13 protein-coding genes are annotated in these 17,429 nt (G+C 68.2%); 4 read left to right on the forward strand and 9 right to left on the reverse strand.

Annotated features, from left to right (window positions below):
• Window positions 1-62 precede the first annotated feature (62 nt).
• The 6 genes from ACFZAM_RS22970 to acnA all read right to left on the reverse strand — a co-directional run bounded on the left by ACFZAM_RS22970 (window position 63) and on the right by acnA (window position 9,342).
• A complete protein-coding gene (locus ACFZAM_RS22970) occupies window positions 63-1,145 on the reverse strand; it encodes a substrate-binding domain-containing protein (RefSeq protein WP_355338632.1) in 1,083 nt (360 codons plus the stop codon).
• 139 nt (window positions 1,146-1,284) lie between these two features.
• Window positions 1,285-2,499, reverse strand: coding sequence for an ROK family transcriptional regulator (locus ACFZAM_RS22975; RefSeq protein ID WP_355338629.1), 1,215 nt, complete (start codon window positions 2,497-2,499; stop codon window positions 1,285-1,287).
• Between the two features lie 261 nt (window positions 2,500-2,760).
• The gene (locus ACFZAM_RS22980) at window positions 2,761-3,717 is read right to left on the reverse strand and encodes a carbohydrate ABC transporter permease (protein WP_355338626.1); all 957 of its coding nucleotides are present in this window, start codon (window positions 3,715-3,717) and stop codon (window positions 2,761-2,763) included.
• Between the two features lie 13 nt (window positions 3,718-3,730).
• A complete protein-coding gene (locus tag ACFZAM_RS22985) occupies window positions 3,731-4,663 on the reverse strand; it encodes a sugar ABC transporter permease (RefSeq protein WP_355338623.1) in 933 nt (310 codons plus the stop codon).
• Between the two features lie 81 nt (window positions 4,664-4,744).
• Complete coding sequence (gene ngcE, locus ACFZAM_RS22990) at window positions 4,745-6,142, reverse strand: N-acetylglucosamine/diacetylchitobiose ABC transporter substrate-binding protein (RefSeq protein WP_355338620.1); 1,398 nt, start codon at window positions 6,140-6,142, stop codon at window positions 4,745-4,747.
• 485 nt (window positions 6,143-6,627) lie between these two features.
• Window positions 6,628-9,342: an aconitate hydratase AcnA gene (gene acnA, locus ACFZAM_RS22995; RefSeq protein ID WP_391048782.1), complete on the reverse strand. Its 2,715-nt coding sequence runs from the start codon at window positions 9,340-9,342 to the stop codon at window positions 6,628-6,630.
• A 383-nt stretch (window positions 9,343-9,725) separates the two neighbouring features.
• Between acnA and ACFZAM_RS23000 the strand changes: the two genes are divergently transcribed.
• From ACFZAM_RS23000 to ACFZAM_RS23010, 3 genes are all read left to right on the forward strand, one after another.
• Window positions 9,726-10,358 carry a hypothetical protein gene (locus tag ACFZAM_RS23000; RefSeq protein WP_391048785.1) on the forward strand — a complete coding sequence of 211 codons (633 nt, stop codon included), beginning with the start codon at window positions 9,726-9,728 and terminating at the stop codon, window positions 10,356-10,358.
• A 103-nt stretch (window positions 10,359-10,461) separates the two neighbouring features.
• The gene (locus ACFZAM_RS23005; RefSeq protein ID WP_391048788.1) at window positions 10,462-11,319 is read left to right on the forward strand and encodes a class I SAM-dependent methyltransferase; all 858 of its coding nucleotides are present in this window, start codon (window positions 10,462-10,464) and stop codon (window positions 11,317-11,319) included.
• Window positions 11,316-12,569, forward strand: a complete 1,254-nt coding sequence (locus ACFZAM_RS23010; RefSeq protein ID WP_391048791.1) for a hypothetical protein — start codon at window positions 11,316-11,318, stop codon at window positions 12,567-12,569. Before ACFZAM_RS23005 ends, ACFZAM_RS23010 begins: the two co-directional genes overlap by 4 nt.
• A 15-nt stretch (window positions 12,570-12,584) precedes the next feature.
• On the opposite strand, the gene ACFZAM_RS23015 is transcribed toward ACFZAM_RS23010, so the two are convergent.
• Window positions 12,585-13,103, reverse strand: a complete 519-nt coding sequence (locus ACFZAM_RS23015) for a hypothetical protein (RefSeq protein ID WP_391048794.1) — start codon at window positions 13,101-13,103, stop codon at window positions 12,585-12,587.
• A 267-nt stretch (window positions 13,104-13,370) separates the two neighbouring features.
• Here ACFZAM_RS23015 and ACFZAM_RS23020 point away from each other — a divergent pair, with 267 nt between their 5' ends.
• A complete protein-coding gene (locus tag ACFZAM_RS23020; protein WP_355338602.1) occupies window positions 13,371-14,900 on the forward strand; it encodes a UDP-N-acetylglucosamine 1-carboxyvinyltransferase in 1,530 nt (509 codons plus the stop codon).
• 763 nt (window positions 14,901-15,663) lie between these two features.
• Here ACFZAM_RS23020 and ACFZAM_RS23025 read toward each other — a convergent pair.
• Both ACFZAM_RS23025 and ACFZAM_RS23030 read right to left on the reverse strand, forming a co-directional pair.
• Window positions 15,664-16,203 carry a hypothetical protein gene (locus ACFZAM_RS23025; RefSeq protein ID WP_391048797.1) on the reverse strand — a complete coding sequence of 180 codons (540 nt, stop codon included), beginning with the start codon at window positions 16,201-16,203 and terminating at the stop codon, window positions 15,664-15,666.
• Window positions 16,204-16,850: 647 nt separating this feature from the next.
• Window positions 16,851-17,228, reverse strand: coding sequence for a DUF4253 domain-containing protein (locus tag ACFZAM_RS23030; RefSeq protein ID WP_391048800.1), 378 nt, complete (start codon window positions 17,226-17,228; stop codon window positions 16,851-16,853).
• Window positions 17,229-17,429: the final 201 nt, after the last annotated feature.

Here is a 17,429-nt window from a genome sequence, read left to right on the forward strand (position 1 = left end):
GGTGGAATGGTGGGGGCGGGGCACCGGACAGGTCTTTCGGGGGCGGGCCGAGGCCCTGGGTACTACTGGATGCCCGCGTCCTTGCACGCCTGGGCGAACTCGGCGGTGCAGATCTGGGCCACGGTGTACAGCTTGTCCTTGATGACCGTGTCCTTGATGTTCTCCTTGGTCACCGCGACGGCGCCGATGAGGTGGGCGGGGACCGTCTGGCCCGAGCCGCTCTTGGCGGTGGTGTCGGCGACGTCCTTGAAGTCCTTGCCCTCGAGCAGCGCGACCGCGATCTGGGCGGTGGCGTCGGCCTCCGGCTGGTACGCCTTGTAGATCGTCGCGGCCTGGGTGCCCGCGAGGATCCGCTGGATGCCGGGCAGTTCGGCGTCCTGGCCGGTCAGCGGCGGGTTGATGCCGGCGCCCTTGAGGGCGGTGGCGATACCGCCGGCCATGCCGTCGTTGGCCGAGTAGACGCCCTTGATGTTGGCCTTGCCGAGCTGGGTGATCGCCGCGGTGACCTTCTGGTTGGCGACGGTGTCCTTCCACAGACCCGACTGCTCGTAGGCGATGTTCACCTTGCCGTCGAGGATCTTGTGGGCGCCGGCCTTGAAGGAGGCGGCGTTCGGGTCGGCCGGGTCGCCGTCGATCATGACGATCTTCGAGGTCGGCTTGGCGTCGGCGCCCATGGCGTTGAGCAGCGCCTGGCCCTGGAGCTCGCCGATCTTCTCGTTGTCGTAGGAGACGTAGGCCGAGACCGGGCCCTGCGCGAGGCGGTCGTACGCGACGACCTTGATGCCCTTGTCGACCGCGGCCTGGACCGAGGACTGGATGCCGACCGAGTCCTGCGCGTCCAGGATGAGAACCTTGACGCCCTTGGCGATCATGCTGCTGACCTGCTGCGCCTGCTTGGCGGGGTCACCGGCGGCGTTGGCGTAGTCGACCTTGCAGTCGGAGCACAGCTCCTTGACCTTCGCCTCGATCAGGGGCCGGTCGAACTTCTCGTACCGGGTGGTCGCGTTCTCCGGGAGCAGCAGGCCGATGGTCTTGTCCTTGCTGCTGTCGGACGACTTGTCGCCCGCCTTGCCACAAGCGGCCATCGTGAGCGCGATCGAAACAGCGACCGTCCCGACGGCGATTCGACGCGTCATTGCGTTCATGTGAGGTTGCCTCCCTGACAGGGCCGCAACACCGCGGCCGAGGTGCTCGTGAGTCAACTCCGGCTGACGCCATGCCGTCAAGAAGTAAACACTTAACGAGATGGCAACGACCCGTTTCGTTAGCTGTGTGAACGCTCAGTTATGCCGAAAAGGCGGGTGTATCAACCGGAGTATTACCATCCAACAGTGTAGAATCACCCATCTCACTCAGCACCAGGGCAAGTGCCCCCAAAACCTCCGCACGGGCACCCAGCGACCCGGGCACCACGGACAGCCGTTGGGCGGCACTGGGGATCGCGTACCGCGACACGGACTCCCTTATCGGGCCGAGCACCAGCTCCCCCGCCTCGGCCAAGTCCCCGCCCAGCACGACCCTGCTGGGGTTCAAGAGGTTGCACAGACTGGCCACGCCCATGCCTATGTGGCGGCCCACGTCCCCGATCACGCGACGGCAGCCGGGGTCGCCCTCGCGTGCGAGCTGCACCATCTTCGGGACCGTTAGGCCATCTCCGTGGCTGCCGCGCAGGAGTTCGAGCACATAGCGCGCGGCGGTGAAGGTCTCCAGGCAGCCGCGGTTGCCGCACCGGCACACCGGACCCGACTCGTCGAGGGTGATGTGGCCGATTTCACCCGCCGTGCCCCCCGGTCCGCGGTAGATCCTGCCGTCGATCACCAGGCCCGCGCCGACGCCGCTGGCGACCTTGATGTACGCCAGGTCCTTCACGCCCCGGCCGCCGCCCCAGACCAACTCGCCCAGTGCGCCCAGATTCGCGTCGTTGTCCACCTGGACCGGCACACCGAGCCGGTCGGTCAGCTCCTGGCGGGGGTTGATACCGCTCCAGCCGGGCAGGATCGCGGTCGAACCGAGCGTCCCGGACTCCACGTCGATCGGCCCCGGCACGCCCAGACCCACCCCGAGCACCTTGTCGGGGTTGATCCCGGTGGACTCCACCAGCCGCGCGACGAGTTGCTCGGCGCGGTCGAAGCCCTGGGAGGCGGAGGCGTCCACGTCGATCGGCTCGGACTGCTCGGCCAGCACCTGATGGGCCAGATTGCCGACCGCGACCCGGAGATGCGAATGGCCGAAATCGACTCCTACGACGATGCCGGCGTCACCGGACAGCGCCACGCTGCGGGCCCGCCGACCACCCGAGGAGGTCGACGTCACCTGCACCGTGCCGTTGTCCCGCAGTTCGCGGACGATGTTGGAGACCGTCGCGGCCGACAGGCCGGTGCTGCGCGCGATCTCCGCCTGGGTGAGTGACCCGGCCAGCCGTACGGCACGCACGACGCGTTCCAGGTTGGCCCGGTGCAGCGACGACTGCGATCCCGGAGTCTCGACCACGACATCCACTCCTGCCCGGCAGCCGGAGCGTCCCGGCTGCCCGCACGGACGGGGACCCGGACCGATGTCGTACCTGCCACATCGGTGAGACCCCGTCGTCTACAACATGTGAACTCTAAGTTGAGTGTTTGGGGTGATGTCCCGTCAAGGGGGAGAGCCACACCGTTATGCGAATCGGTCGCCAACGCCGAGGAGCGGCTCCGCGCCCTCGCGGAGCCGCTCCTCGCGGCGTACGGCCTGCTCAACGGCGCTCGGGGGCGCCGCCGCGGGCTACTTCAGGGTGCCCGCGGTGAGTCCGGCCTGGACCTGGCGCTGGAAGGACAGGTACACCACCAGCACCGGCAGCATCGCGATCACCATGCCGGCGAACAGCGCCGGGTAGTCGCCCGAGTACCCCTGCGACAGCGCGAGGTTCACCAGGCCCTGGGCCAGCATGGAGTGGTCCTTGTCGGTGCTGGTCTGCGGCTGCATCAGCGTGACCGGCAGGATGTACTGATTCCACTGCCCGAGCACGTTGAAGATGCCGACGCTCAGCAGACCGGGCTTGGCCATCGGCACCATCACCTGGAAGAACGTCCGGGTGTGCGAGGCGCCGTCGAGCACCGCCGCCTCATGGATGGCCGTTGGCAGCGTCTTGAAGAACGAGTGCATGAAGAAGGTCGTGAACGGCAGCGAGTAGGCGACGTACACCAGGATCAGACCCTGGTACGTGTTCAGCATGCCGAGGTTCTTCACCATGAAGAACAGCGGGACCAGCGCGAGGAAGTACGGGAACATCGCGCCGCCGACGAACAGGAAGTAGATGAACCTGTTGCCGGGGAACTCGTACCGGGCCAGCACGTAGGCGACCATCGAGCCGAAGAGCATGGTCAGCGGCACCGAGAACACCATCACGATCACGGTGTTCAGGAAGAAGTCGCCGATGCCCTTGTCCCAGGCGCGGCTGAACGCGCCGAAGGTGAAGTGCGAGGGCCAGGACCACGCGCTGGAGCCGATCTCGCTGTTGTTCTTGAACGAGCTGAGGATGATCCATGCCAGTGGCAGGATGATCATGATCGCCCAGACCGCAAGGAAGCCGTGCGAGAAGACGTTGAGCACCCGGCCGCCGGCTCCGTCGTAGCCGGCCTCCTCCGCTCCCTTGCCCTTGCGCTTCTTGCCGGGCCCGCCCTGAGCGGGTACCTGGCCCAGCAGTCCGCCGGACTGCGCCTCGGTGATGGGTGAGGTCATGGTGCTTCCCCGCTCAGAACTCGATGCGGTCACGGCGGGAGACCCGCAGCGTGACAGCGGAAACGATCAAGGTCACCAGCATGATGATCACGCCCTGTGCGCAGGCGTAACCGCTCTTGCCGAAGGACAGGAAGTTGCGCATCAGGTAGGTCGCCATGACCTCGCTGTGGTGGTCGGGACCACCGCCGTAGCCGGTTCCGGGGGTCAGTCCGGAGACCAGGGCGAAGAAGTCCATCGCGAAGATCGAGATGTACACCCACGAGGTCTGCACGCTGTCCCACAGCAGCGGGAGGGTGACCTTGAAGAAGGTCTGCGAGCGGCCCGCGCCGTCGAGCAGCGCGGCCTCGTAGATGTCCTTGGGGATGGACTGCATCGCCGCGGAGAACAGCACGAGGTAGAAGCCGACGCCCGCCCAGACCTGGATCGCCAGCAGGCACCAGAGCACGAGGTTGGGGTCGTTCAGCCACTCGATGGGGTTGTTGGCGTCCTCCAGGTGCAGCTTCACCAGGACGCCGTTGAGCAGACCGGCCGAGTCACTGCGGTAGACCGCGCCGAACAGCACGATCAGGATCGCGACCGACAGGACCTGCGGGAAGAAGTAGACGACCTTGTAGATCCCGGCGCCGCGGACGCCCTGGACACCGCCCGCCGTGCTGCGACCGCCCACGTTCACCATGAAGGCGAAGAACAGCGCCAGCAGGATGGTGATCACCGGCAGGAAGATCAGCAGCAGGATGTTGTGCCACAACGCGGTCCTGAAGACGGAGTCGTGGAACAGGGTCGTGTAGTTGTCCAGGCCCACGAAGTTGAAGGTCTGGGACTCGCCCTTCCAGTCCGTGAGCGAGTAGCCGATCGTCTGAAGATACGGCCAGATCACGAACGTCACATACAGGACGATCGGGACGATGAGGAAGCCCACAATGAAGGGGTATTTGCGATGCTGCATGGATCCTGCTCCTGATCGAGGGGCTATGCCGGTGCGGGGGCCGGACGGATTCCGGCCCCCGCACCGCACGACGTCGCTGGGTCAGGCCTTCTTGGCCTTGGCCGCGAGCGCCTTGGCCTTCGAGATCCACTGGGCGGGGGTGAGGCGCTTGGCCATCAGCTCACCGCTCAGGTTCTGCAGGGCGACATCGAACTCGCTGTTGGTGTTCGGGTAGTTGTAGTTGAACGTGTTCGCACCGGCAGCGCTCAGCGCGGTCACGGTCGACGCGGTACCCGGACGGAGCTGGACGTCGGAGCCGACGCCGTCCTTGAGGACGGTGAGGGAGTTGGCGGCGGCGGCGAACTTGCCGGAGCCCTCCTTCGTCAGCATCATGCGCAGGAACTCCAGGCCGCCGGCCTTGTTCTTGGCCTTCTCCGGGACGATGAACGGCTCGCCCGCGCCCGCCCGGATCGCCTCGAAGGGCAGCTTGTCGCCCGTGAGCGACGGCATCGGCATGAACTTCATGTCGAAGTCGCTCGGGGTGGCCTTCATCTGCTCGTTCTCCAGCCAGGAGCCGCACGGGATGAAGGCGGCCTTGTACTGGTTCCACGCGGTCTGCGACTCGATGTGGGTCAGACCGTTGGTGCCGGGCAGCAGGTAGTTCTTGTCCACGATCTCGTAGACCGCCTCGATGCCCGCCTTGACGGCCGGGTCGTCCCAGGCCGTCGGGTCCATCGTGTCGATGCGCTTCTGGAGCTCCAGGCCGCCGTTCTTGGCGATGAGGTCCATGATCGCGACGTTGATGTAGTACGGGTACTTGCCCTGGTGACAGAAGGGCGCGATCTTCTCCTTCTTGATCTCCGCGGAAAGGGAGATGAAGTCGGCCCACGTCTTGGGCTCGGTCCAGCCCTTGTCCTTGAACAGCTTGCCGGAGTACCACAGGCCGAACACGGTGTAGATGTAGCTCAGCGAGTACATCTTGCCGTCGAGCGTGCCGGTCTCGATCGTGCCGGGCTGGAGCACGTCGCGGATCTTCTTGCTCGGGTCGTCGATGTAGGGCGCGTCGAGCAGCGGGGTGAGGTCCGCGAGCTGACCGCTCTTCTGCAGGACGTCCAGCTTGATCTGCTGGGCGCCCGAGTCGTCGATGACGTCCGGCGGGCTGCCGGCGTTGAAGCGCGGCTGGAGCTTGCCGGCGATGTCCTGCGTGGGCAGGACGCTGGACTTGGAGCCCGGGTGCTTGGACTCGTACAGCTTGCCGAGCGCGGTGGCGTAGTCGTGGCCGTAACCACCGTCGAAGATGACGATGTCGAGGGCCGTGGAGTCGTTCACGCCGAAGGGGTTGTCCTTCGAGGCCGCAGTCGCGCTCTTGGTGGGCTTGTCGCTACTGCTGTCACCGCCGCTGGACGCGCAGGCGCTCAGCAGACCGGCCGACGGAATGGCTACGAGGCCAAGCGCCGCGGAACGCTTGACCAGATCCCGGCGGTTCATTTCGGATCCCATGCTCAAGTCCTCGCTCTCATCAGGACTCATGCGGTGCAGCGGAATCCGCCGACGACCGCGAACAGTTGAAGCTTGAGTGATGCCGTGCATCCATCGAGGAGGGGTACGTCACCGTAGGCCGCCGGGTGTTTCTGCCCGACGTTCCCCCCCGCCCCGCCCCGCTGTGAGCGGGTTCCTTGGACGCCGACAGGTATAGTCCACTTGCAGTCGGCAGGGCAAGATCGAATGATGGTTTGGGCGGCAAGCTTTCCCGAGTTGAGACCTCCGCGAAACGTGGGATGTCTCACCGATCCCGAGCGCGCCGGATCTTGTATTCACTAGTCAACACGACTGTCACGGAAGTGCGTTCAAGTAGTGAAGGCCGAACCGGGCCGAGCCGGTCTGCATGTACGGACATAAGCGGACGGGCCGCACTCCCCTGAGAGGAGCGCGGCCCGCCTGCGGTTTCTTCTGCGTATCCGCCGTAGCGGAACGTCACTTGATCGTTACTTGCGGATCAGCGACCGCAACACGTACTGCATGATGCCGCCGTTGCGGTAGTAGTCGGCCTCTCCGGGGGTGTCGATCCGGACAACGGCGTCGAACTCCACGCCGGTGTCGGTGGTGACCTTCACCGTGCGCGGGGTCGTGCCGTCGTTCAGCTCGGTCACGCCGGAGATGGCGAACGTCTCCTCGCCCGTGAGCCCCAGGGAGGCCGCGGAGGCGCCCTCGGGGTACTGGAGCGGCAGCACGCCCATGCCGATCAGGTTGGAGCGGTGGATGCGCTCGTAGGACTCCGCGACGACCGCTTTGACGCCGAGCAGCGCGGTGCCCTTGGCCGCCCAGTCGCGGGACGAGCCGGAGCCGTACTCCTTGCCCGCCAGGACGACCAGCGGCACGCCCTGCTCGATGTAGTTGCGCGAGGCGTCGTAGATGAAGGCGACCGGGCCGTCCGCCTGGGTGAAGTCGCGGGTGTAGCCGCCCTCGGTGCCCGGCGCGATCTGGTTGCGCAGCCGGATGTTGGCGAAGGTGCCGCGGATCATGACCTCGTGGTTGCCGCGGCGCGAGCCGTAGCTGTTGAAGTCGCGGCGGTCGACGCCGTGTCCGGTGAGGTACTTGCCCGCCGGGGTGTCCGCCTTGATCGCGCCGGCCGGGGAGATGTGGTCGGTGGTGACCGAGTCGCCGAGCTTGGCCAGGACGCGGGCGCCCTCGATGTCGGTGACCGGGGTGGTCTCCATCGTCATGCCCTCGAAGTACGGGGGCTTGCGGACGTAGGTGGACTGCGGGTCCCACTCGAAGGTGTCGCCGGTCGGGATCGACAGCGCCTGCCACTGCGCGTCGCCCGCGAAGACGTCGCGGTAGGACTCGTTGAACATGTCCTGGCCGATCGCGGACGCGACCACGTCGTTGACCTCGGCCTCGGTCGGCCAGATGTCCTGGAGGCGGACCGGCTTGCCGTCGGTGTCGGTGCCGAGGACGTCCTCGGTGATGTTCACCTTCATCGAGCCCGCGATGGCGTACGCGACGACCAGCGGCGGCGACGCCAGGTAGTTCATCTTGACGTCCGGGTTGATCCGGCCCTCGAAGTTGCGGTTGCCCGAGAGCACCGCGGCGACCGCGAGGTCCGCCTCGTTGACCGCCTTGGAGACCTCCTCGGGCAGCGGGCCCGAGTTGCCGATGCAGGTGGTGCAGCCGTAACCGACCAGGTTGAAGCCGAGCTTGTCCAGGTACGGGGTCAGGCCCGCCTTGTCGAAGTAGTCCGTGACGACCTTGGAGCCGGGCGCCAGCGTCGTCTTCACCCACGGCTTGCGGGTCAGACCGCGCTCGACCGCCTTCTTGGCGACCAGGGCGGCGGCGACCATCACGTACGGGTTCGAGGTGTTGGTGCACGAGGTGATCGCGGCGACGGTGACGGCGCCGTGGTCGATCTCGTACGTGCTGCCGTCGGGGGCGGTCACCACGGTCGGCTTGGTCGGCACGCCGTTGTGGGTGGCCGGGGAGTCGGAGGCCGGGAAGGACTCCTTGCCCGCCTCCTCGTCGTCGGTCACGTAGTTGCGCACGTCGTGGGCGAACTGCTGGGAGGCGTTCGCCAGGACGATACGGTCCTGCGGGCGCTTGGGCCCGGCGATCGACGGGACGACGGTGGCGAGGTCCAGCTCCAGCTTCTCGGAGAAGTCCGGCTCGGCGGCCGGGTCCAGCCACAGGCCCTGCTCCTTGGCGTACGCCTCGACCAGCGCGACCTGCTGCGCGTCCCGGCCGGTCAGCCGCAGGTACTTCAGCGTCTCCTCGTCGATCGGGAAGATCGCCGCGGTGGAGCCGAACTCCGGCGACATGTTGCCGATGGTGGCGCGGTTGGCCAGCGACGTGGCGCCGACGCCCTCGCCGTAGAACTCCACGAACTTGCCGACCACGCCGTGCTTGCGCAGCATCTCGGTGATGGTCAGCACCAGGTCGGTGGCGGTGGTGCCGGTGGGCAGCTCGCCGGTCAGCTTGAAGCCGACGACCCGCGGGATCAGCATGGACACCGGCTGGCCCAGCATCGCGGCCTCGGCCTCGATGCCGCCGACGCCCCAGCCGAGCACGCCGAGGCCGTTGACCATGGTGGTGTGCGAGTCGGTGCCGACCAGGGTGTCCGGGTACGCCTGGCCGCCGCGGACCATGACGGTACGGGCCAGGTGCTCGATGTTCACCTGGTGAACGATGCCGGTGCCGGGCGGGACGACCTTGAACTCGTCGAACGCGGTCTGGCCCCAGCGCAGGAACTGGTAGCGCTCCTTGTTGCGGCCGTACTCCAGCTCCACGTTCTGCGCGAAGGAGTCGGCGGTGCCGAAGCGGTCGGCGATCACCGAGTGGTCGATGACCAGCTCGGCCGGGGCGAGCGGGTTGATCCGGGCGGCGTCGCCGCCGAGCTCCTTGACGGCCTCGCGCATGGTGGCCAGGTCCACGACGCAGGGCACACCCGTGAAGTCCTGCATGATCACGCGGGCCGGCGTGAACTGGATCTCCTGGCTCGGCTGGGCCTGGGAGTCCCAGCCGCCCAGCGCCCGGATGTGGTCGGCGGTGATGTTCGCGCCGTCCTCGGTACGCAGCAGGTTCTCCAGCAGCACCTTCAGGCTGTACGGCAGCCGGGCCGCGCCCGCCACCTTGTCCAGCCGGAAGATCTCGTACGACTCGTCGCCCACGCGCAGCGTGCTGCGGGCGTCGAAGCTGTTCGCCGACACGACAGTCTCCTTCATGCGTCGTCTTGCGTCATTGCGCGCGTACCACCGCGGTCCCCCGGCCCGGCCGCATGTCGGTGACATGCCCGCCGGCCGGTCCGCTAAGGTGGGCTCTGGTTAGGTAACCCTTACCTCGTGCGGTGCGGTCGTCGTACGCCTCAGCAGATATCTCGATGTCGAGATAACTCTAGTACATGACCGCCGCTGGGTCATGCCCGGCCCGCCCGGGGACGGCGGCGTGGCGCCCGCCGGGTCGGACGGGCGGGTGGACGGGCGTGACCGACGGCGTGACCGACGGGCGTGCCGTGCGGCGGGTCGGACGCGGGACGGGGCGCGGGCCTCGCGCGGGGGTGTGCCCGCTTGACGGGTGCCGGGACAATGCCCTCATGCGGTATGCGACGGAGGACGAGGGCGCGAGGGTCGCGGCGGTCCTGGCCGAGGCGGCGCGGCGGATGGCCGCGCTGCGCGGGGCGCCGCCTTTCCGGGTGTGCGCGGTGACCGGTCCCGCGCCGGAACCGGCGTGGTTCGCCGAAGGCCACAGAAGAGACGACGTATGGCAGCGGATCACCGTGCGGCACGGACGGCTGGGGCAGGACGAGGCGGCGGTCTGGGTGACCAGCGCGGTGCGTGACGCCGAGCCGGTGAGCCTGGCCGAGTCGCTGCGGCTGGAGCGGGACGGGTACCCGCGGGCGGACGAGGACCCTTCGGCGCGGGAGGCCGGGGCGGGCCGTACGTCGCGGGCGGAGGTCGTCGTGGACGGTGCGCCGCGGGCGGCCGATGTGCTGACGGAAGGGACGTGGTGGGCGGCGCGGATCGAGGCGGTGGCGGATGCCGGTACGGACGCCGACGCGGATGCGGATGCGGATGCGGATGCGGATGCGGATGCGGATGCGGAATCCGTCACGGTCACCGTCGTCGGGCACCACGTGCCCATCGGACAGGTCCGGTTGGCGACCGTGACCGACCTCGGACCGTGCATCGACGCCAGGGAAGCGGAGTTGGCGCGACTGCGGACCTGACCCGCGGGACCCTTCGTGCGGCCGACGGGGAGATCCACAACGGCAACGGGACGTGATACCAAGGTGGGTGACGCAACGTCACACACTCGGGGGTCGACGGGTCATGCAGCACGGTGGGGTCGAACTGACCGCGTATCTGGTCAACGAGTCGCGGGCGCGCAAGCCCGACCTCGCCGAGGATCCTCTGGCGGGCGCGTGGATTCCGGACGGTGACCGGCCCGCGGTGAGGGAGTTGTGGCGGGAGTTCGCCGACGAGGTGTACCCGCACGACGACCTGGTGGTGTCGCTGCGCGGACGCTACATCGCCGACACCCTCGCGCGGGCGCTGCGCGCCGACCCGGACACGGTGCTCGTGGTGTGCGGGGCCGGTTTCTCCTCGTATCCCTGGCTGCTGCCGTTCCCCGCGGCGCTGGAGGTGGACCTGCCGGAGATGGCGGCGGCCAAGCGGCGGCGGGCGGCGGAGCTGACGGCGTCCGGTGTCGCGCCGGAGCGTGAGGTGCGGCATCTCGCGGCCGATCTGAACAGCGCGCAGGGCCGTGCCGAAGTGACCTCCGCCGCACGCGAGTTGGCGGCCGGTCGGCCGGTCGCGTACGTCGCGGAGGGCGTCGTCTTCTATCTGCCGGGGGACGCGGCACGGTCGGTGGTGACGCTGGGTGCCGGTTTCGGCACGACGGCGGTGACCGCGGTCAGCTACTGGCCCGCGGCGGCGGCGGGCTGCCGTGTCCTGGCCGAGCAGCGCGACTGGTTCCTGCGCAGGTCGGTGCCCGCGGACGCGAGCCATCTCACGCACGACGAGCTGGAGTCGCTGCTGGGAACGGCGATCGAGGACCGGGGCCCCGAGGATCTGCAACGGCGTTATCTGGGCGGGGTGTCGGTGAGCGAGTCCGACCTTATCCCGGAGTACGTGGCGGTCTCCTGGACCCCCGGCTCCGGCACCGGCCGCGCGGGCGCGGCGGCATGAGCGGCGGCACGAGCGGCAGTATGAGCTTCGGCGCGAGCGAGGTGCTGCACCTCCAGAGCCGGGCGTATCCGCTGCACCACCGCTCACCCGTCAGCTCGTTGGAGCTGGTCGCGGTGCCGGGCCACGGCGAGTTACGGCCGGTGGTCGGGGGCCTGCGGTCGCTGGCGTACAACCCGGACACCACCATCGAGATGGACCTGACCGGCATGGTCGGACCGGCGATCAGCCTGCCGGGCACGGAGATCGTGGCCTGCCACGCGCGCATCCTGACCGCGGGCACGGTGCTGGTGGTCTACGCGCTGCGGCACGAGGCCGATCTGCGGCGGATGGCGCTGCACGACCTCGACGCGCTCGACGCGACCGTCAACCAGGCGCTGCGGGAGGCGGACGCGCCGATCCTGACGGCGGTGCTGGCCGCGGCCGTCGCCAGTGGTCTAGTCCAGGGGATCGCACTGCGGCCCGATCTCGCGCTGACCGGGGCGGGTTCGCCGATCGACCGTCAATCGGCGCGCTACAACTGCCACTTCGTGACGCGGGACCCGCCGTGGGCGGCCGACGCACGGGTCCCCGCGCTGATATCGGGCCCCGACTGCCGGATCCTGCTGCCGTACACCTACGCCTGGGACCGCGATCCGGCGACGCCGCTGCACGATCTGCTGACCATGACCGAGCCCACGGACATCGCGGTGGCGCAGCAGTCGCTGCTGGTGGGCGCGCTCGTCGCCGGGCGGTGGGTGCTGGCCGACCTGGCGCACGGCCACCCCGAGACCACCGATGTGCACGCCTTCCGGCGGTTCCTCGACGGTCTGTGGGCCGACTTCCACCATCTCGACGGCTACCGGATCGAGTCGACGCAGGCGCACCGGGCCAGTTATCTCTCCGCGCGCCAGGTGATCGGGCTCGACGACACCCAGGAGCGCGCCGACAAGCTCCTCGGTTACGTCAGCAACTCCCTGCTGGCCGCGTCCTCGCAGCGCGCGGAGGCGCTGGACGCCCGGCTGAACCGTGTCGCGGCGGCGCTGACGGTGGTGAGCGCCGCGTCCTTCGGCCTCGACATCGCCGTGTTCGTCCTGCCGCAGGTCTCCCTGGCCACCAAGCTCGGCGTCGTCACCGGGCTGCTCGGCATGGCGGTGTGCTGCCTGCTGGCCGTGGTCCTGCCGCGTACGCCGCGGTGGGTGGCGCGCCGCCGGATTCCGGCGCCGCGGGCCGCGGCCGACGACGAGCGGATCTTCGTACCGCACGGGCGGTAGCGGGCAGCGGCCGCGCTACGTCGGCGTGGCCGGTGTCGGGACCTTCGGGAGCTCCACCCAGGAGCCGTAGAGGCACACATACGTCGTGCCGCCGTGGACCCCCTGGTCGCTGTCGACGCACGGCGCGGACGGGTCGATCGTCGGCCGGACCAGCGTGTAGTGGCCGCAGACGCGATACGGGTGTCCGGGGGTCGGGCACGTGCGCGCGTTCCCGCTCACGCCGGGCGTCACCGCGGTCGCGCCCGCGCGCGCCGGCGGCGCCGTGAGGGCGAACGTCGAGCCGGCCGAGGGCGATCCGGTACCCCGCGTGGCCGCGGCGCCCGTCGTCTCCGCCCGGGTCGGGGGTGTCCGGGAGGGTCCGCTCGGCGACCACCCGAAGGGCAGCTTCGGCTGGTCCTGCGAGGGGCCCGCGCCGCCGCCGCACCCGGCGAGCGCTCCGGCCAGGGCGAGTACGGCGACGGCCAGTCCCGCACCGGCCGCGCGGTGCGCGGGCCGGGGCCGCGCGGGCCGTGGGGAACGTATGCGCGTGAGCATGATCGGAAGTGTGACGTACGCCCGCGGCGGCGCGTGGCCGGGGCGTGCGCATCGGGCCGCGGGGGCCGGGTTCCGCGGTCGGATGGTGGGCCGGGCGGCGCTCCGGGTTGCGCGGCCGTGACCCGCGAGTACGGTGATGGCGGTCGCGGGTGCGGGCACGGGCGGCACGCGCTGGCGTACGCCGGATGGCACGCGGCGGGAGTGGGGTCCGTCACGGACGGCCGATCTGCGGTTGCCGCATCTCATATGTGAGATAGCCTCGGCGATATGACCGACGACTACCTCGTACGTATCGGCAGGCTCATCCGGGACGCCAGGCAGCACAGAGGCTGGACACAGTCCCAGCTCGCCGAGGCTCTCGGGACCAGCCAGAGCGCAGTCAACCGTATCGAGCGCGGCAACCAGAACATCAGTCTTGAGATGATCGCCCGCATCGGCGAGGCGCTAGACAGCGAGATCGTCTCCCTCGGCTACGCGGGCCCCATGCATCTGCGGGTGGTCGGCGGGCGTCGCCTGTCCGGCGCCATAGACGTCAAGACGAGCAAGAACGCCTGCGTGGCCCTGCTGTGCGCAACCCTGCTGAACGCCGGGCGCACCACGCTGCGCCGGGTGGCCAGGATCGAGGAGGTCTACCGGATCCTGGAGGTGCTGGGCAGCATTGGCGTCCGCGCCCGCTGGATCAACGACGGCAACGACCTGGAGATCGTGCCGCCCGCCAGCCTCGACCTGGACTCGATGGACACCGAGGCCGCGCGGCGCACCCGCAGTGTGATCATGTTCCTCGGGCCGCTCCTGCACCGCACCGACCGCTTCCGCATCCCGTACGCGGGCGGCTGCGACCTCGGCACCCGTACGGTCCAGCCGCACATGAACGCGCTGCGCCACTTCGGCCTGGACATCACCGCGACGGACGGCACGTACCACGCGGAGGTCGACCGGAGCGTCACCCCGACCCGGCCGATCGTGCTGACCGAGCGCGGCGACACGGTGACCGAGAACGCGCTGCTGGCCGCCGCACGGCACGACGGCGTCACTGTCATCCGCAACGCCAGCTCCAACTACATGGTCCAGGACCTCTGCTTCTTCCTGGAGGAGCTGGGCGTCCGCGTCGACGGCATCGGTACGACGACGCTCACCGTGCACGGCGTCTCCTCGATCGACCGCGACGTGGACTACGCGCCGTCCGAGGACCCGGTCGAGGCGATGAGCCTGTTGGCCGCGGCCGTCGTCACCGAGTCGGAGCTGACGATCCGGCGGGTGCCGATCGAGTTCATGGAGATCGAGCTGGCCGTGCTGGAGGAGATGGGGCTCGACCACGAGCTGACTCCCGAGTACCGCGCCGACAACGGCCGCACCCGGCTGGTGGACCTCACCGTCCGCCCGTCCAAGCTGCGCTCCCCCATCGACAAGATCCACCCGATGCCGTTCCCCGGGCTCAACATCGACAACGTCCCCTTCTTCGCGGCCATCGCCGCCACCGCCCAGGGCTCGACCCTCATCCACGACTGGGTCTACGACAACCGCGCCATCTACCTCACCGAGCTGACCCGCCTCGGCGCGGCCGTCAAGCTCCTCGACCCGCACCGCGTCCTGGTCGAGGGCCCCACCCGCTGGCGCGCCGCCGAGATGATGTGCCCCCCGGCCCTGCGCCCCGCCGTCGTCGTCCTGCTCGCCATGATGGCCGCCGAAGGCACCTCCGTCCTCCGCAACGTCTACGTCATCAACCGCGGCTACGAAGACCTCGCCGAGCGTCTCAACTCCATCGGCGCCCAGATCGAGATCTTCCGCGACATCTGACACCCGGATGCCACCGCACCCCGTCTGACCAGCGTTTCAGCAAACCGAGATGGGGCGCGGCGGCATCTCTGGGACTTTGGACCTGCGGCGGGCTACGAGCCACGCTCCACAGGCTCTGCCGACCGGCCGCGGCTACGCGAAGATCGCGTCGATGGCGGCAGTGCCCCGTGCGCCGGCGCGGGGCAGGAAGTGGGAGTACGCCCGCAGCGTGAACCCGGGGTCGGAGTGCCCGAGCCAGCGTGCCAGGGAGACGATCGATTCGCCGGCTCCAGTTCCTCGGAGGCGTAGAAGTGGCGCAGGGCGTGGAAGCCGTGTTCCCTGGACGGTTCCCACACGCGAGCGCCGTCGGCGACGCCTTCCCCTAGTGGGGCGATCACGCCCGGCGTTGCCAGGGCAGGCTTCCATACATAGGAGTTGAAGTAGTTCCGGTTGACGGCTTTTCGCTCGCGTCCCGTCACCAGGAGGCAGTGGGTCCTCGGCCGCCGGTGTTTGGCTCCCACCGGCGTTTTGGCCGGAGTCGGGTCGTCCCAGGGGAGCGCGACCGGCACTGGCACGAACCGCTCCATGTGCTGCCGCATGGTCCGGGCCACGCTGGCCGAAAGCGGTACGTCCCGGACCTTACGTCTTTTGGAGAGCGCGAAACACAGCTTCGCCCGCACCATCTTGACCTGCCGCCGGACGTGCACGACTCCCTTGGCGAAGTCGATGTCCTCCACGGCGAGTCCGAACGCCTCCCCTTGCCGGAGCCCAAGGCCGGCACCGATCACGAGAAGGAGTTGGTAGCGATCCGGCAGGGCGGTCCGTACCGCCAACGCCCGTTCGGGCGGCCATGCTTCGACCCTGCCAGGTGCGGCGGGCGGAGGCCGACCGTGCTGGAGCGACAGGGGTCGCGCCCGAGGCGGCGGTCCTCGACGGCAGCCTGGAGGATGCTGGAGAGCGTCGCCCAGACCAGACGGATGGAGGTCGGACCGAGGTCCTTCTCCAGCCGCTTCTTCCAGTGTCGCAGGACTTCCGCTCCGATCGCGTTGAGCGGCTGAGCGCCCAGGTGGGGAAGGATGTGCCGCCGTACCCTCTGCTCGATCCGCTGGATCGTGGACGGGTCACCGCTCTGGCTGGGCCACCAGTGCGTTGCGACGTAGTCCTTGAGGGAGATGGCCCCATGGCGGGGATCAACGAACTCGCGTCGGCGTGCGTCAGTCTGGGCCTGGGCGAGCCAGGTCTTGGCGTCCTGGAGGGCGTCAAAGGAGCGGTCCTTGACGCCGGGGATGCCCTTGACCCGGTAGCGGGTGCACTTGCCGTACATGGCGGTGCGGTCGCGTTTGTGCGTTTTCGGGTTCGGGCGCTTCTTCAGCCATCGGCCTTCTATGTAGCCGGCCAGGTGGAACTCCTTTGTGAGGGCGACGGCGACGCTCTAGGCGCAGCGGTGACGTCGCCGATCGCCTCACCCGAGACCGCGTCCCAACGCCGGACCCGCCCCCGCTCGTCACCGGACACAATGCTCACGCCGCCACCCGTATGGATTACCGAGACGGCCGCCACAATGCACTCGTGGCCCACCAGGGGCTCGCCGAACGGTTCCCCCGATACCGCATCCCATCGATAGAGCACGTGGCTGTGCCCGGCTCCCACAATCATCGCCCCTGCCGTCCGGCGGAATCCCGGCAGCGACGTCCCACACCGCCCCACCAGACGTATCAAGGTCTGGGAGCACCTCTCCCGTGCCCGCACGCCATCGAGCGACTCCGGACTCGGTCCCCACAGCCAGGATGGGGTCACCCCGCAGCGGAGTGACCTCGGAACCAGATGGGTTCGACGCCTACAGTGCACCCGACATAGAATCGGGCAAGCCGTTCAACTGCAACCTCTCAAAACGACTCCTCGACTGGGTAATCTTAGTCCCCACAGGCAGCGTATCGACGTTCAATCGGAATACGGAGACATGCGCCCCTTTCAGTCCCACCAAAAGAACCACTGATGCGACGGCGCTTGACGTTCCGCAATATCAAAACTATCGCCAATGACTTGATTCAAATCACCACAGTAGTCGACCTGTTCCACAGCCAACCGAGCCCTTTCACTGGGAGCTTGAGGAGGGCTCGTTACATCGAGCACCGCAGCCGATGATCCGACATAGTATACAGTTGCACCATATCTCTCATACCATTCCCGCCAAACCGCAGCGTGCCGTCCATAAGGGTCTCTAGAAAAATCTCCGTAATTTTTTAAATTCGAAACCGCTGGTGCGTCCAACACAGTCGGAAGCATGAAGGATTCTGCTACTTCAGTCATGATAATCCACTCAGGCTGGCGGTAGAAATGCGCCTCCATGAGCTCACCATACGGATAGGGATTCGGGTTGTTACTCAGCCCGAGCGCTAGGAGTCGACGGATGGCTTCGCTGCTAGGGTTTAGGAATTGCATACCCTTGGATCCGCCGCGCGCACTGTCAGAATCTATGCCATTCTTACAATGCGGAGCATCGGTCCGAGAATTTTTATCCCATTCCCACTCTTCCGGCGAAGAGTGACT

The sequence above is a fragment of the Streptomyces sp. NPDC008079 genome (assembly GCF_042957385.1).
In the GTDB taxonomy this organism is placed as follows: Bacteria; Actinomycetota; Actinomycetes; order Streptomycetales; family Streptomycetaceae; genus Actinacidiphila.

What these genes read in the sequence shown, in the direction of transcription:
- ACFZAM_RS22980 (WP_355338626.1), bottom strand. Translation starts at nt 3,717, where the DNA reads ATGACCTCACCCATCACCGAGGCGCAGTCCGGCGGACTGCTGGGCCAG.
- ACFZAM_RS23000 (WP_391048785.1), top strand. Translation starts at nt 9,726, where the DNA reads ATGCGGTATGCGACGGAGGACGAGGGCGCGAGGGTCGCGGCGGTCCTG.
- ACFZAM_RS23030 (WP_391048800.1), bottom strand. Translation starts at nt 17,228, where the DNA reads ATGGAGGCGCATTTCTACCGCCAGCCTGAGTGGATTATCATGACTGAA.
- ngcE (WP_355338620.1), bottom strand. Translation starts at nt 6,142, where the DNA reads ATGGGATCCGAAATGAACCGCCGGGATCTGGTCAAGCGTTCCGCGGCG.
- ACFZAM_RS23015 (WP_391048794.1), bottom strand. Translation starts at nt 13,103, where the DNA reads ATGCTCACGCGCATACGTTCCCCACGGCCCGCGCGGCCCCGGCCCGCG.
- ACFZAM_RS23005 (WP_391048788.1), top strand. Translation starts at nt 10,462, where the DNA reads ATGCAGCACGGTGGGGTCGAACTGACCGCGTATCTGGTCAACGAGTCG.
- ACFZAM_RS23025 (WP_391048797.1), bottom strand. Translation starts at nt 16,203, where the DNA reads ATGTACGGCAAGTGCACCCGCTACCGGGTCAAGGGCATCCCCGGCGTC.
- ACFZAM_RS22970 (WP_355338632.1), bottom strand. Translation starts at nt 1,145, where the DNA reads ATGAACGCAATGACGCGTCGAATCGCCGTCGGGACGGTCGCTGTTTCG.
- ACFZAM_RS23020 (WP_355338602.1), top strand. Translation starts at nt 13,371, where the DNA reads ATGACCGACGACTACCTCGTACGTATCGGCAGGCTCATCCGGGACGCC.
- ACFZAM_RS23010 (WP_391048791.1), top strand. Translation starts at nt 11,316, where the DNA reads ATGAGCGGCGGCACGAGCGGCAGTATGAGCTTCGGCGCGAGCGAGGTG.
- ACFZAM_RS22985 (WP_355338623.1), bottom strand. Translation starts at nt 4,663, where the DNA reads ATGCAGCATCGCAAATACCCCTTCATTGTGGGCTTCCTCATCGTCCCG.